A 14,352-nucleotide genomic window follows, 5' to 3' on the forward strand; every position below is an offset into this window, starting at 1 on the left:
AGCGTCATGCGCCAGCCGTTCCCCGGCCCGGGCCTGGGCATCCGCATCATCGGTGCAGTCAACGAGGAACGCCTGGAACTGCTGCGCAAGGCCGACGCCATCGCGCGCGCCGAGCTGACCGCCGCCGGCCTGGACGAGGAAGTCTGGCAGATGCCCGTCGTCCTGCTGGCCGACGTGCGCTCCGTGGGCGTGCAGGGGGACGGCCGCACCTACGGCCACCCGATCGTGCTGCGCCCGGTGTCATCCGAGGACGCGATGACCGCCGACTGGTCGCGACTGCCCTACGACCTGCTGGCAAGGATCTCCAACCGGATCACCAACGAGGTCGACGGGGTCAACCGCGTGGTGCTGGACGTGACGTCCAAGCCGCCGGGCACCATCGAATGGGAGTAGGCCCGAGGACGTAGGCGCCAGAGGAAAAGTTCAGGGGGAGGCCCACGCCAGGGGCTCCCCCTGAACTGTATGCGCAGGGAGCCCCGGCTCCCCGCGCGGGAACGGGGCCGGTGCGGACGTGTTTCGGTCCGGCACCGGAGCCCCGTTTTGCACTAGGTTGGTAAGGGCTGACTGTATCCGTGCGGCAATGCGCCACGCGGCTGCGGTCGCATTCGCGGCAGAGGTGAAGGGACGGTATGGTGACAGAGCACCAGCAACACACAGATGAATTGGTCTCCACGTGGGTTGACTCCCTGGGCCCCGGGGTGGGGACCGACACGCTGCTGCGTTTCGCGCCCTCGGTGTCCAACAGCATCGACATCACCCATGCGCACCCCTCGGGGCTGGCCCAGTTCCTGGCCGGACGACGCACCCGGCTCTCCACGCTGCTGCGCGACTCCGACCAATACGACTCGGCCCGCCGCACTGCCGACGCCCTGCGCGGGAAGATCCGCGAGCTCTGGGATGAGCGCGGCATCGACGTCGGGTACCTCTCCGCCGGCCAGGCCAACTGGCGCGCCGTGCACGAGGGCCGCAGCGAACAATTCAACGCCCCGATCATGCTCGGGCGCATCGTGCTCTCGGTGCGCGAGGACCAGGACGACTTCGAGATCCAGCTGATGGGCCGGGCCGAGTTCTCGCCCGCCCTGCTGCGCTACTTCAAGCGCCAGCACCACCTGGACATCGACGTCGAGGGTATCAATGCCGCCGCCTACTCGATCGCCCGCTTCGACCCGACCCGCGCCATGGATGCGCTGCGCACCCAGGTTGCCGACGTATCCGGCATGGTCATCGCCCACCGCCTGCTGATCTCCACCTTCGCCGACCTGGCCGATCCGGCCGACCCCGGCACCATCAATCTGCAGCACCCGGTGCTGGCCAGGCTCTTCGACGCGGAAATCAACCGCACCCGTGATTCCGCCCCAGGCACCGGCGAGGCGAATGCCGGCACCGCGGGCGGCCGCCAGGGCACCAGCCCCCGCCGCACCAGCGACCAGCGCGACCCGGCCGACGAGCTGTTGCTGCTGGATGCCGACGAATCCCAGCAGGCGGCCCTGGACCTCATCGAGGCCGGCGAATCGGTGGCCATCAGCGCCCCGGCCGGCAGCGGGCAGACCCAGACGGCGCTCAACGCCGCCGGCGTGCTCGCCGCCGCGGGCAAGCGCGTGCTGGTGGTGGCCGAGCGCCGCTCCAGCGCCGAGGAATTCGTCTCCCGCTTTGCCGAGCTGGATCTGGCCGGCACCGCGCTGCTGCTTTCCCCGGAGGATGACCCCGATGCGCTGCGCAACCTGCTGACCCGGGCGATCCTGCGCAACGAGCGCGCCACCGAACCGTCGCTGGGCAAGCTGCACGCCGCGCTGCGCGACCACCGCCATGCCCTGCTGGAGCACGTGCACTCGCTGCACTCGACCCGCGCCCGCTGGGGCTGCTCCCCATACCGGGCGATGCAGGAACTGGCCCGGCTCACCTCGCTGTCCCCGGCCCCGGCCACCACGGTGCGCCTGAAGCGCTCGGTGCTCGACTCGATCACCGACCGCACCGCCACCGCCGCCAAGCTCACCCGCGCCGCCGAGCTCGGCGCGTTCGTGCGCGCCTCGGCCTCCAGCCCCTGGTACGGGGCCCGGTTGCGCAACAAGCGCGACACCGACACCGCCCTGGACCTGGTCACCGGCCTGCAGCGGGACCTGCCGATCCTGCGCGACCACATGCTCAAGGTCGCCGCGCACTCCGAGATCCGCCTGGCCGACTCCTACAACAAGTGGGGCGAGCAGCTGGACTTGCTGGTCGCGGTGCGCGGCTCGTTGGACAAGTTCGAGTCCGACATCTTCGACAAGTCCGTCGAGGACCTGATCTCCGCCACCGCCTCCTCGTCCTGGCGCCGGGAACGCGGCATCGAGATGAGCTCGATGACCCGCTCGCGGCTGCGCAAGGTCGCCAAGGACTACGTCCGGCCCGGCGTGCACGTCACGGACCTGCAATCCGCGCTCGAGGCCGTGCAGGAACAGCACCTGGCCTGGCACCACCACGCCACCTCCCAGCGCCACCCGATGGTCCCGGCGGGGCTGCTGGACGTCAACGCCGGCTACCAGGACGCCGGGGCGCGCCTGGACAAGCTGGCCACGCTGCTGCCCGCCGCATCCGGCGCCCACCTGCGCGACGAATCCATCGCCACGCTGCTCGAGCGCATGGGCAAGCTGCTGGAGCACCAGGGCGAACTGGCCCAGCTGCCCGAACGCACGTTGATCACCGAGCAGCTGGCCGAACACGGCCTGGGCGAACTGATGGACGACTTCCGGGCACGCAACGTCGCCCCCGGCGCCGTGCCCGCGGAACTGGACCTGGCCTGGTGGCAGTCGGCGCTGGAGGCGATGATCTCCGGCGACGACTTCCTGGCGATGAACGACGGGGAGAAGCTGCGCCGGCTCGAGGCCGAGTACCGGCTGGCCGACTCCGCGCACGTGGCCTCCGGCGCCTCGCGCCTGCGCTGGGCCCTGGCCAAGAACTGGAAGGCGGCGCTGGCCGACCACCGCGCGGCCTCGCGCGAGCTGCGCGCCATGCTCAAGGACGGGGAACCGGCGGTTTCGGACCTCGAGGCCCTGGGGGACGCGCTGCTGAACTCGCTGTGCCCCGTGTGGGTCGGCTCCCCGCTGCTGATCCCCGCCACGGTCCCGGCCGGAATGGAATTCGACGCGGTGATCCTGCTCGACGCCGACTCGCTGTCGCTGCGTTCGGTGCTCGGCTCGATCTCCCGCTCCAAGCAGGTCATCGCGTTCGGCGACACCATGATGGGCGCCCCGAACCCGTTCGAGGTCTCGGTGGACCCGACCGCGCACGCGCGCATCGAACCCGCCCCGATCTCCGCGATGGAATCCCTGCAGGGGGTGCTGCCGCTGTGCCGGCTGGCCACCGCCTACCGGGGCATCGACGAGGGGCTGACCGAGTCCCTCTCGCACGACTTCTACGCCGACTCGCTCTCCCGGCTGCCCGCCGCCCGCTCGCTGGGTGCCGGCACCCCGGCGCTGAAGGCCGAGTACGTGATGGACGGCACCGGGTCCCTGGGCGCCGACGGCGAATCGGTGGCGACCACCGTCGCGGAGGTCCAGCGCGTCGTGGACCTGGTCTTCACCCACCTGGCCCGGCGCGGCGAGCAGACTCTGGCCGTGGTCGCCGGGAACCGCCGGCACGCCGCCGCGATCGCCGAGGGCATCCGCGTGCAGCTGCCCAACCACCCGTGGGCGACGAAGCACTTCCGCGCCGCCAAGGAGCGCTTCCTGGTCACCAGCGTCGACAGGCTGGCCGGACTGCAGCGCGACTCGATCATCCTGTCCCTGGGCTACGGCCGGACCACCCACGGCAAGGCCGTGCACGACTTCGGCGCGCTCTCGGTGGCCGGCGGCGACGAGCTGTTCGTCAACGCCGTGACCCGGGCGCGGGAGTCGATGGTGCTGGTCTCGGCGTTGCGCCCGCAGGACATGGACCTGTCGCGGATGCGCTTCGGCGCCTACCGCTTCCTGGAGCTCTTCGGCCGGGTGCTCGGCGGGGACTCGGGCATGTCCGCCACCGCCACCCCGCTGCAGGACCCGCTGGTCACCGACCTGATGTCGCGGCTCTCCGAGCGCGGGGCCATCGTCACCCAGCACTACCGCGGCGTACTGGACATCGCCGCGCACGCGCTGGATGTCACCGGCAACGGCACCGCGGTGCCGCTGGCCGTGGTGTACGACGGCACCCAGGGCTACCGGGAACTGTCGGTGCGCGAGCGCAGCCGCCTGCGCCCGCAGCTCTTCGAGGCCCTGGGCTGGCGCTATGTGCCGCTGTGGACCATCGACGTGTTCTCCGACCCCGACAAGGTCGCCAACATGCTGGCCGGCTTCCTGGGTCTCGAAGGCACCGACGAGGGCACCGGCGGCGGCGCCGATGCCGCGCCCGCGGGTGGCCCGGGGCAGGGTTCCCGGTCCTCCGGGACCCCCGGTTCCGCGGCCCCGAACGCCGCGGGCGCCGGCTCCCGCGCCTCGGACCTGGCCGATGCCTAGCCATGCCCGCCGCTAACGACGCGCCGCGGCGGAAAAAGCCGCGGCGCTTCACCGCCCCGCCCCAGCAGGTCAGCGAATCGGCGCTGGTCGGGGTCTTCCGGCTGCCCCATGGTGCCGGCCGCCCCGAAGCGGCACCCGGCACCCAAAAAGCCACTCCGGCGAAGCAGCCGGATGCCCCGGCGACCGGCCCGGTCCTTGAACAGCGCGCCGCGGACGACGATCCGCGGCGTTGGGGAGACGCGGACGACGACCTCGGCGACTGGATGAAGGCCCAGCGCCCCCCGCACTGGGACTGAGCCGCCCGACTACGGGTTGACCAGGACCACCGAGACCTTGCCGCGCTGCGCCGCGGTGGAAAGCTGCTCGGCACTTCCCGGACCGGCGCCCACCACGATCAGCCCGCCCTGGCCCGATCCCGCGGCCACCGACCACGGCGCCTGCCCGTCCGGCTGCGCCTGGGCCCCGGTCCACAGGATCGGCACGGCCCGCGCGAGCACCCGGGAGACCAGCTTGGTCTCGAACCCGTTGCCCTCGGTGAGCACCACATCGACCAGCTGGCCCGCCCGCACCAGGGACGCGGTCTGCTCGTCGTCCAGCCGCAGCGGCACGGCCACCGACCCCGGGGCCAGCCCGGCCAGCAGCCCGGGCCCGATGACCATGCCGGGCAGCACCGGGGTGCCGGCGGGCACGGGTATCGCCAGCCGCGACCCGGCCGCCGGGGGCTGGCGGTCGGAGGTGCCTGCGGGCACCAGCGAGCGCGCCACCGGCTGGCGCCGCAGGTCGCCTTCGCGCAGCGCGGCGCCAACCGGCAGGTCGTGCGCGGCGACCAGCACCTCGACGCGTTCCTCGGTGTCGGGGGCCAGCACCGCCAGGGACACGGCCAGCGAGAGCATCAGCAGCGCCGCGGCAAGGTGCCTGCGGTACTTGGCGAACAGCTCCGGGCCGGTGCGGCGGGGCACCCGGGTGGCGGTGGACGGGCGGGCCATGGCGGAGCGGCGAAATAGGGACATGCCTTAAGCAACTCATGGGCCCCACCCAAACGGATGGAGCCCATGGCGAAGCGGTGATACGAGCGGCCGGGGCGAGGCCCCTGTGCGAGGAAGTGCGCCGCGGCCCGCCGGGGAAGGGGCCTAGGCCGAAGCCGACGCGGAAGCCGAGGCGGAAACCGGTGCCGCGGCAGGAGCCGGCGCGGATGCCTTGGTGTCGGCGGCGGCCGGGGTGCTGGAGCTGGTGGTCGAACGCGAATCGTTGCGGTAGAAGCCCGAGCCCTTGAAGACCACGCCGACGCTGTTGAACTTCTTGCGCAGGGCGCCCTGGCATTCGGGGCAAACGGTCAGTGCCTCGTCGGTGAACGACTGGACGACCTCCAGGCCGTGGCCACAGTCCTTGCAGGCGTAAACATAGGTAGGCATATCGATCCTTTCGCACGGGTAGTGCGTGCATGGCGCGGGGCCGCCGGGGCAGCAAAGCGGCACGGCACGGCACCCGGGCAAGCGACTGTTGATGGGGGAGTGCGGGCGCCCGAGGGCGTCCACCTGCACCAATTCTAACGCACCCGCCCGCGGCTACCGGGTGAGGTTACGCACCCCGGAGGGCAGCACGACCGCCTCGACCCGCTGGTCGAAGGGCTCGACGGGGATCTGCCCGGCCGCGACGAACTCGTGCTCGAACAGGATGCTCACCAGCTTCGGCCGCTTGCCGGGCCCGGGAAGCGCGGAGATGAAGCGGTCGTAGTAGCCGCCGCCCTGCCCCAGCCGCTCCCCGTTGGCGTCAACCGCCTGCGCGGGCACCAGGATCACGTCGACCTGCTCCATCAGCCCGGGGCCGAAGCGCTCACCGACGGGCTCGTCGATGGGTCCGACCGCGCTGCGGGCCATCTCGACGCCGGGGTGCCAGCGCGTCCAGGACAGCTGCCGCCCCGGCTCGCAGATCGGCACGTGGATCGTGTAGCCGGCCGCATGGAGCCGGGCCAGCAGGGCCTCGGTGGGCGGCTCGGCGCCGTAGGACAGGAAGCAGGTCACGGACCGGCGCGGTGCATTGGCCTCAAGCCACGGCAGCAGGTGCTCGGTGAGCAAGGCCATTTCGGCGGCGCGCGCCGCCGCTCCCATATCCCGGCGTCGGGCACGAAACCGGTTCCTCACCTCGTCCTTGGAGTTCATCTGTGTCACGATCCACAGTCTAGCCCCGCCGCCGCGGGCCCCGGGGCGGTGCATGCGCGGGGCCCGCGCATCGCTAGGATTGTTGACATGTCCGAATTCGATCGCCACTGGCCCGTCACGGTGCAGGGCCCGCGCGTGGTGCTGCGCCCGATGCGCCGCCGCGACAAGGCCGAATGGATGCATTTGCGCCGCACCAACGAGCAGTGGCTGACCCCCTGGGACGCTACCCTGCCCGAGGGGGCCGGCTACCCGGCGGACTTCGGGCAGATGGTCTCCACGCAGAACCGGTCCGCGCGCCTGGGCCAGTGCCTGCCCTGGGCCATCGCCCTTCCGTCGCTGCACTCCAAGCACGCCCCGATCGTCGGCCAGCTGACCGTCTCCTCGATCATGTGGGGTGCGGCGCGCAGCGGATCGATCGGCTACTGGGTTGATGTGCGCCACGCCGGGGAGGGCATCGCGCCGGAGGCCGTGGCGATGGCGGTGGACCACTGCTTCAAGGCGATGGGCCTGCACCGGATCGAAATCAACATCCGCCCCGAGAACGGCCCGAGCCTGCGCGTGGTGGAGAAACTGGGCTTCCGCGACGAGGGGCTGCGCAAGGACTTCCTGCACATCAACGGAAACTGGGCCGACCACCGCAGTTTCGCGCTGACCGCGCCCGAGGTCCCGGGCGGGATGCTCAATCGGTGGCTGGGCATGACGCAATAGCGACACAAGCACCCCAAACACCTCGAAATCCCGATTTTGGCCAGAGTATTGCCAGACACACCGGGTCGAATGCGGCGTCGCACGCGCTTGCATGCTTAATGTGGTTGACGTGGACGTTTCACATTGGTGAGCCAAACCCCGCAGCAACCTGCGCGAGCGGGGCCGAGGCACCGCCAGTGAACCGCCGCGACGGGGTAAACCGGCCACCAGGACACTGGGCCGGGCGGATCCGCCACAAAGAAGTCAGTCGCCAGCCGACGAAGGAGCAACATGGCACCGGTAGCATCCAACGCTTCAGCCGCGTCACGTCCGGCTGCGCAGGCGCCCTTGCGGATTTTCTACGACCGCCTGGCCGTTGCACTGCTCGGATGCCTCGCCGTCCCCACCCTGCTCATCGGCGGGGTGCTCGCCCTGGTTTCGGTGGTCTCCGGCTGGGTGCCGCTGATCGCCCTGCTCGTGGGCCTGGCCAGCTTCTCCACGCTGCGCGGCCTGGCCGTGCGCGACCGGCGCAAGAAGCTCCTGGCCCGCCTGGATGCCACGCGCACCCGTGCCATGGAAACCGGCCGCACCCCGGTGAGCGAACCGGTGAAGAAGACCGCCGTGGTCTTCGACGCCCAGCCGAACTCCAACAAGCGCGCCCCGCGGCTGACGGTCCAGGAACTGCGCGCCGAGGCGCTGCGCATCGCCCACAAGGGGGCAGCGGTCCAGCGACCCGAGGGCTGGGAGCCCACCGAGGTCCCGCTGCCGCAGTACGTCGTGGCCAACACCGCCAAGCGCCAGGCCCCGGCCCCGCTGGAAGCCGCCGAGGCGCCCCAGGCATCGTCCAACGCGACGCTGCGCTCCCAGGAGGCCGCCGCGCGCCTGGCCGAAGCCACCGGCTCCGCCAACGCATCCGCGTCCGCCGATTCCTCGATTGCCACCCTTCCCGTGGTCCCGGCAACCCCCGTGGTTCCGGCGGCCGAAGCGACCCCCGCAGCACCGGCCCCGTCGGCCGGATCCGCGCCCTCGACCGCGCCGAAGACCGCCGCCGAAGCATCGGCGGCCAACGGCCCCCGCGCCCCGCGCACCGAGAAGGCCGCCGACCGCATCAACCTCGACGACGTCATGCAGCGTCGCCGCGCCTGACCTGGTCCACCGGGTGACCCGATGACCGCCGGCGAATCCGGCCCCGCGCACGCCTTTACCGACGCGGCAGGGATCATCGATGCCGACGCCCGGGAACTTGCCGCCCTGCCCGCCGCCATCCCCGAGCTGGTGCGCCGGCTGGGCGGGCGCGTGCCCACCGGAAACTGGGACTACGAGGCCAACCGGCTGCGCATCCAGCACCGTCCCGGCGCCGGGATCAGCGCAATGTACCGCATGCCCGCGGGCACCGGGTTCAACGAACTGGGCGTGAGCACCGAGGAGATCACCGTCCCGGGAGTCGCCGCCACCCGCGTCCTTGCCACCCACCGCGCCCCCGGGGTCGTCGTCAGCGGCTGGATCCACCCCCGCGACCCCAGGCTCCCGGCCCTGGCCCGGGCGGCGGACCGGGCCTTCGTGCAGGAAACCTGGGGCGAGGGGGACTTGCTCACCAAGCTCAAGACCGTCGCCTACCGGCCGCTGCGCCGCGCGGTGTTGCGGGCGACCTTCACCACGCGCGGCCCGCTGCGCATCGACCGGACGATCTACCTGAAGGTGGGCCGGCCCCCGGCGATCGAGGCCCTGAACCTCCGCCACCGGCTGCTGGCCGGAACCCCGGTTCCGGTGCCCCCGGTGCTGGGGCCGGAAATCGCCGGCATCCTCGCCCTGGAGGCCGGGCGCGGGGAGTCGCTGTCCGCGGCCATCCGGCCCCACGCAGGAGCGGACCTGGACCCCCGGGACTTCATTTCCCTGCTCGAGGCCCTGCCCGGGTCGGCCATGGCGCTGAAGCCCAGGGGGGCCTGGAGCGATTCGACCAGGCGCTACCAGCAGGCAGCTACCCTCGCCCTGCCGCATCGCGCCGAACGGATCGAGGAGCTCACCGGACGGATCGAGGCGCATCTAGCCGCCTCCGACCGCGGGGAGCAGGTGCCGGCCCACGGGGACTTCTACGACGCGAACATCCTGTTGCACGGCGGGAAGATCTCCGCGCTGCTGGATTTGGACTCGCTGGGGCCCGGATACCTGGTCGATGACCTCGCATGCCTGCTCGGACACCTGGCAATCCTGCCTACGCTGGGGGAGAAGAACGACGGCGCCGGGGCCGCCCTGGAGCGTTTTGCCGCGGTCTTCGAACGCTGCGTGGACCCACGCGCCCTGTGGGCCCGCTCCGCCGCGGTCGCGCTGACGTTGATTGCCGGGTCCCGCGGCCTGGGCGAAGAACGCTGGCTGCAGGTGGCCGAGGCCCGGCTGCGGGTCGTCGGGGCGCTGGTGCGCCGCGCTGACTCCCGCGCCTAGCAGGCATATAGCCGGTGCCTAGCCGGCGCGGACCGGTGCATGCCGGCCTCGTGGATCCCTGCGGGGGCCTCGGTGCCTAGTGGGCGCCGGCCCGGTGCTCGGCCGGAACCTGGCCGGGTTCCTCCGGGATCGGTCCGCCGGCGCCCTTGTGGTGCCCGAAGACCAACGTGGTTTCGGTGTGCCCCACCGACTCGTCGGTGGCCAGGTTGTCCAGCACCCAGTCGCGCAGGGCCTCGGTGGAGCTCACCGCAATGTGCAACAGGTAGTCGGTGACCCCGGAGGTGTGGAACATCGAGAGCACCTCCGGCAGCTGCGGCATCTTCTGCGTGAACTTGTCGATCAGCACGCGGTCGTGCACGCGCAAACGCACCGAGATCAGCGCCTGCACGCTGCGCCCGACCGCCGGCAGGCTGACCTCCGCGTGGTACCCGGTGAGCACCCCGCGTTCGACCAGTGCACGGGTGCGCAGCAGCGCCGTCGAGGGTGCGATCCCGGTCCGCTGCGCCAACAACGCATTGCTTATGCGCGCATCATTGACCAATTCCTGAATAATCCGACGGTCAACGGCGTCAAGATCAACGGGTTGTTGCGGAAAAGTTGAAGGTGCCATGCTGATATTCCATCACAGTTGCCCGTGGTTCGGGAGATTTGGACCCCGGGATTCCGCCGGCGACACCCTAAAATGGAACAATGACTACCCCTGAACCCCCGGTCCACCGCGGCTTCGACACCCGGCTGGCCGCCTATGCCGTGGTGGTCCGCGACGGCGAGATCCTGCTGGCGCTGTGGGACATGCGCGGCCGCGACCCGCAATTCGTGCCGCGCTGGACGCTGCCCGGCGGGGGAGTGGAGCTCGGCGAGGCGATCGCCGACGGAGCGGTCCGCGAGGTCGAGGAGGAAACCGGGTACCGGGTGCGCATCGACGACCTGCTGTCGGTGGACTCCGGGGTGATCCCCGCGCACAAGCGCTACAGCGGCACCGAGCACCCCATGCAAACCGTGGCGGTGCTCTATTCCGCCTCGGTCACCTCGGGGGGATTGCGCCACGAGGCCGACGGCACCACCAGCCAGGCCGCCTGGTTCCCCCTGGAAGAAGTCTCCTCGCTGAACCGCGTCGAGCGCGTGGACGCGGCCATCTCGCTGTACCGGGAAAACCTGCACAAGGAAAGCGCCAAATGATTCGCACCACCGGCCCCTGGGGCCTTTTGGGCCTCGGCGCGGCGCTGCTGTCCCTTGCCGCCTGCACCTCAAGCACCGAGGTCACCACCTCCCAGGCCGCCACGACGCGCGAGCTGGTCCTGGTCCAGGGCCCCGACGCCACCTCCCAGGCACTGGGCCATGCCTATCGGGACATGCTGGCCGACGCCGGCATCGATGCGCGGATGGCCGACCCGGCCACCGATCCGGTCGGCGAGGTCCTGGCAGGACGGGCCGACTTCACCGCCGCGGGATCCAGCCGGTTGCTCACCGCCCTGGGCAAGCTGCCGGGTGCACACGGCGCGGATGCCTCGGCGTCCGGGACCTCCGCCGACGCGTCCGCGGACGCCACCGCCGGCCCCGACACCTCCGCGGGAAACGCCTCCGCTGCCCCCGGGGACCTGGATGCCGCACAAACCAAGCGGGAGCTGCACGCCCTGGCACTGAAGGGCTTCGCCGTGCTGGAATCGGCCGACGCCGAACGCACCGGCACCCTGGTGCTCACGGCCGCCACCAGCGCGGGGGACCGGCTGGTGAACACCTCCGAGCTCGCCCCGCTGTGCCCGCAGCTGGAGTTCGGCATCGCCGGCGGCATCAAGGCGGAACTCACCTCCCAGCTCGCGGCCAAGCTCGCCTGCCACCCCAAGGCCGTCATCGAGCTGAGCGACGCGCAGGGCCGCGGGGTGCTGCCGGTGATCAGCGACGAGGTCCAGATCCAGGCCACCACCCTGGAGAACGCCGGGATCCCGGACAACTCGCTGGTGGTGCTCCAGGGCGCCGAAAAGCTCTTCGCCCCCGAATCCATCACGCCGCTGATCACCACCGACGGGGTGGGGCAGGACGCGGTCAAGGCCATCAACAAGCTCAGCTCCGCGCTGAAGCAGGAAGACCTGCTGAACCTCAACCGCATGGTCACCGGCCGCGACGCGCTGGAACCGCCCAAGGCCGCCGACGACTGGCTCACCGACAAGGCACTGGTCACCAACCCCAGATGACGCCGCGGCTTCACATTCGCCGCAGGCCGCGAGTTGGCTTGCTCACAGTGCAGGCACGCCCCCGGCCCCCAATGAGAAAGTAGAACATGCCAGAATTCAAGCAGTCCACGAAACTCCACAATGTGCTCTACGACATTCGCGGGCCGCTGCTGGAACACGCCCAGCGCATGGAGGCCGAGGGCCAGCGCATCCTCAAGCTGAACATCGGCAACCCCGCGCCCTTCGGCTTCGAGGCCCCCGACGCGATCCTCGTGGACATGATGCGCAACCTGCCCAACGCGCAGGGCTACTCGGACTCCCGCGGCATCTTCTCCGCCCGCACCGCGGTCTCGCAGTACTACCAGACCCGCGGCATCCAGACCATCGGCGTCGACGACGTCTACCTGGGCAACGGCGTTTCCGAGCTGATCACCCTGAGCCTGAATGCGCTGCTGAACAACGGCGACGAGGTGCTGATCCCGGCCCCGGACTACCCGCTGTGGACCGCCTCGGTCTCGCTGGCCGGCGGCACCCCGGTGCACTACCTCAACACCGAGGAGGAAGGCTGGCTGCCGGACCTCGAAGACATGGAAGCGAAGATCACTCCCCGCACCAAGGGCATCGTGGTCATCAACCCGAACAACCCCACCGGCGCGGTGTACCCCAAGGAAACCCTCGAGGGCATCCTCGAGCTGGCCCGCAAGCACAGGCTGATCGTGTTCTCCGACGAGATCTACGAGAAGATCCTCTACGACGACGCGGTGCACATCAACACCGCGGCATTGGCCGACGACGTGCTGGTGCTGACCTTCTCCGGGCTCTCCAAGGCCTACCGGGTCTGCGGCTTCCGCTCCGGCTGGATGGCCATCTCCGGGCCCAAGCACCTGGCCCAGGACTACATCGAGGGCATCAACCTGCTGACCAACATGCGCCTGTGCGCCAACGTGCCGGGCCAGCACGCGATCCAGACCGCGCTGGGCGGCTACCAGTCGATCAACGACCTGATCCTGCCCGGCGGGCGGCTGAAGGAACAGCGCGACACCGCCTTCACGCTGCTCAACGAGATCCCGGGCGTCTCGGTGCAGCAGGCCAAGGGCGCGATGTACCTGTTCCCGAAGCTGGACCGGGAGATCTACCCGATCCACGACGACGAGCACTTCGCCCTGGAACTGCTCAAGCGGCAGAAGATGCTCATCACCCAGGGCACCGCGTTCAACTGGGTCGCCCCGGACCACTTCCGGCTGGTCACCCTGCCGGCGGTGCGCGACTTGCAGGACGCGATCGGGCGCATTGCCGAGTTCCTGGCGGAGCTGCGCGAGGGCAAGCTCAGCGTCTAGGCCCGCCGCACGGCCCTCCCGGGGGCGCGTTCCTTCCCAAGCCACCGGTGGGGAGGGAACGCGCCCCCTTGCGTTCCCGCCCGCCCCGGGATGCCCACGCAGACACCACCGACTGCCGCGGTCCGCCTGCGCAGGTTGTTAATGCCCATGCCGTACGCTGATCTCCACAAGCCCCGAGGATGAAGGTTGCAGCCATGAGCAAGAAGCAGAAGTCCAAGTCGCGCCCCGTTCCCTTCGCCGATGCCGTGGGCCCCGCGCTTGCGGCCTCCGCGGACTTCGAGCTGGCCGGCGTCGACCCGTCCTCGACCCCGGGCTACACCGGGGACAAGGCCAGCGGCACCCGCGACCTGGCCCTGGTGGGACGCGAACTCGGCGAGCTGCAGGAACGCTTCTATGCCGCCTCGCGCGCCGGGGCCCCGGCCAAGGTCCTGCTCATCCTCCAGGCGATGGACACCGCGGGCAAGGGCGGCATCGTGCGCCACGTCATCGGCGCCGTCGACCCGCAGGGCGTGCAGCTGAGCGCCTTCAAGGCGCCCACGGCCGCGGAGGCCAAGCGCGACTTCCTCTGGCGCATCAACCGGGCGCTGCCCCAGGCCGGATTCATCGGCGTTTTCGACCGCTCGCACTACGAGGACGTGCTGATCCACAAGGTCAGGGGCCTGTCGCCGGCCGAGGAGATCGAGCGCCGCTACGGCGCCATCAACGACTTCGAGGCGCAGCTGGCGGTCAAGGACACCACCGTCATCAAGGTCATGCTGCACATCTCCAAGGACGAGCAGCGTGCGCGCCTGGCCGAGCGGCTGGAGCGGGCAGACAAGCACTGGAAGTTCAACCCCGCCGACATCGACGAGCGCGAGGTGTGGGACGAGTACATGGACGCCTACCAGACCGCGATCCGGCGCACCCACACCCCGGAAGCGCCCTGGTTCGTGGTGCCGGCGAACCGCAAGTGGTACGCCCGGCTGGCGGTGGCGACCCTGCTCGCCCAGACGCTGAAGGGCATCGATCCGCAGTGGCCGGCAGCCGACTTCGACGTGGAAGAGCAACAGCGACGCCTGGCCGCCTCCTAGCGCCGGCAGCTTCCCGGCACCGG

14 protein-coding genes are annotated in these 14,352 nt (G+C 70.7%); 10 read left to right on the top strand and 4 right to left on the bottom strand.

The window, feature by feature from the left end; translation table 11 throughout:
* The 3 genes from BLJ79_RS23665 to BLJ79_RS02320 all read left to right on the top strand — a co-directional run.
* A partial coding sequence (locus BLJ79_RS23665) for a GMP synthase (glutamine-hydrolyzing) (RefSeq protein WP_502686090.1) occupies positions 1-393 on the top strand: 393 nt, incomplete at its 5' end.
* Positions 394-629: 236 nt separating this feature from the next.
* Positions 630-4,466: a DNA helicase gene (locus tag BLJ79_RS02315; protein WP_071213026.1), complete on the top strand. Its 3,837-nt coding sequence runs from the start codon at positions 630-632 to the stop codon at positions 4,464-4,466.
* 2 nt (positions 4,467-4,468) lie between these two features.
* Complete coding sequence (locus tag BLJ79_RS02320; RefSeq protein ID WP_071213027.1) at positions 4,469-4,762, top strand: hypothetical protein; 294 nt, start codon at positions 4,469-4,471, stop codon at positions 4,760-4,762.
* A 9-nt stretch (positions 4,763-4,771) separates the two neighbouring features.
* Here the strand turns inward: BLJ79_RS02320 and cpaB are convergent, their stop codons facing one another.
* The 3 genes from cpaB to BLJ79_RS02335 form a co-directional block, all read right to left on the bottom strand.
* Positions 4,772-5,476, bottom strand: a complete 705-nt coding sequence (cpaB, locus tag BLJ79_RS02325) for a Flp pilus assembly protein CpaB (protein WP_083410941.1) — start codon at positions 5,474-5,476, stop codon at positions 4,772-4,774.
* A 120-nt stretch (positions 5,477-5,596) separates the two neighbouring features.
* On the bottom strand, positions 5,597-5,878 hold the full coding sequence (locus tag BLJ79_RS02330) for an FmdB family zinc ribbon protein (RefSeq protein WP_071213028.1): 282 nt from the start codon (positions 5,876-5,878) through the stop codon (positions 5,597-5,599).
* 153 nt (positions 5,879-6,031) lie between these two features.
* Positions 6,032-6,625 carry a 5-formyltetrahydrofolate cyclo-ligase gene (locus tag BLJ79_RS02335; protein WP_286135248.1) on the bottom strand — a complete coding sequence of 198 codons (594 nt, stop codon included), beginning with the start codon at positions 6,623-6,625 and terminating at the stop codon, positions 6,032-6,034.
* Positions 6,626-6,712: 87 nt separating this feature from the next.
* Here BLJ79_RS02335 and BLJ79_RS02340 point away from each other — a divergent pair, with 87 nt between their 5' ends.
* The 3 genes from BLJ79_RS02340 to BLJ79_RS02350 all read left to right on the top strand — a co-directional run bounded on the left by BLJ79_RS02340 (position 6,713) and on the right by BLJ79_RS02350 (position 9,751).
* Positions 6,713-7,333 carry a GNAT family N-acetyltransferase gene (locus tag BLJ79_RS02340; RefSeq protein ID WP_071213031.1) on the top strand — a complete coding sequence of 207 codons (621 nt, stop codon included), beginning with the start codon at positions 6,713-6,715 and terminating at the stop codon, positions 7,331-7,333.
* Between the two features lie 270 nt (positions 7,334-7,603).
* Positions 7,604-8,458, top strand: coding sequence for a hypothetical protein (locus BLJ79_RS02345; RefSeq protein ID WP_071213032.1), 855 nt, complete (start codon positions 7,604-7,606; stop codon positions 8,456-8,458).
* A 21-nt stretch (positions 8,459-8,479) separates the two neighbouring features.
* Positions 8,480-9,751 carry a phosphotransferase gene (locus BLJ79_RS02350; protein ID WP_071213034.1) on the top strand — a complete coding sequence of 424 codons (1,272 nt, stop codon included), beginning with the start codon at positions 8,480-8,482 and terminating at the stop codon, positions 9,749-9,751.
* Positions 9,752-9,827: 76 nt separating this feature from the next.
* On the opposite strand, the gene BLJ79_RS02355 is transcribed toward BLJ79_RS02350, so the two are convergent.
* Positions 9,828-10,361 carry an Lrp/AsnC family transcriptional regulator gene (locus tag BLJ79_RS02355; RefSeq protein ID WP_071213035.1) on the bottom strand — a complete coding sequence of 178 codons (534 nt, stop codon included), beginning with the start codon at positions 10,359-10,361 and terminating at the stop codon, positions 9,828-9,830.
* A gap of 80 nt (positions 10,362-10,441) precedes the next feature.
* On the opposite strand from BLJ79_RS02355, the gene BLJ79_RS02360 reads away from it, so the two are divergent.
* From BLJ79_RS02360 to BLJ79_RS02375, 4 genes are all read left to right on the top strand, one after another.
* Positions 10,442-10,930, top strand: coding sequence for an NUDIX hydrolase (locus BLJ79_RS02360; RefSeq protein ID WP_071213036.1), 489 nt, complete (start codon positions 10,442-10,444; stop codon positions 10,928-10,930).
* Positions 10,927-11,943 (top strand): type 2 periplasmic-binding domain-containing protein, encoded by a 1,017-nt coding sequence (locus BLJ79_RS02365; protein ID WP_071213038.1) that lies wholly within the window; start codon positions 10,927-10,929, stop codon positions 11,941-11,943. The genes BLJ79_RS02360 and BLJ79_RS02365 overlap by 4 nt, the downstream gene beginning before the upstream one ends.
* 86 nt (positions 11,944-12,029) lie before the next feature.
* Positions 12,030-13,259: a pyridoxal phosphate-dependent aminotransferase gene (locus BLJ79_RS02370; protein WP_071213039.1), complete on the top strand. Its 1,230-nt coding sequence runs from the start codon at positions 12,030-12,032 to the stop codon at positions 13,257-13,259.
* Between the two features lie 194 nt (positions 13,260-13,453).
* Positions 13,454-14,329 (top strand): PPK2 family polyphosphate kinase, encoded by an 876-nt coding sequence (locus BLJ79_RS02375; protein ID WP_083410942.1) that lies wholly within the window; start codon positions 13,454-13,456, stop codon positions 14,327-14,329.
* Positions 14,330-14,352: the final 23 nt, after the last annotated feature.

This window comes from Arthrobacter sp. UCD-GKA (assembly GCF_001863355.1).
Lineage (GTDB): Bacteria > Actinomycetota > Actinomycetes > Actinomycetales > Micrococcaceae > Paeniglutamicibacter.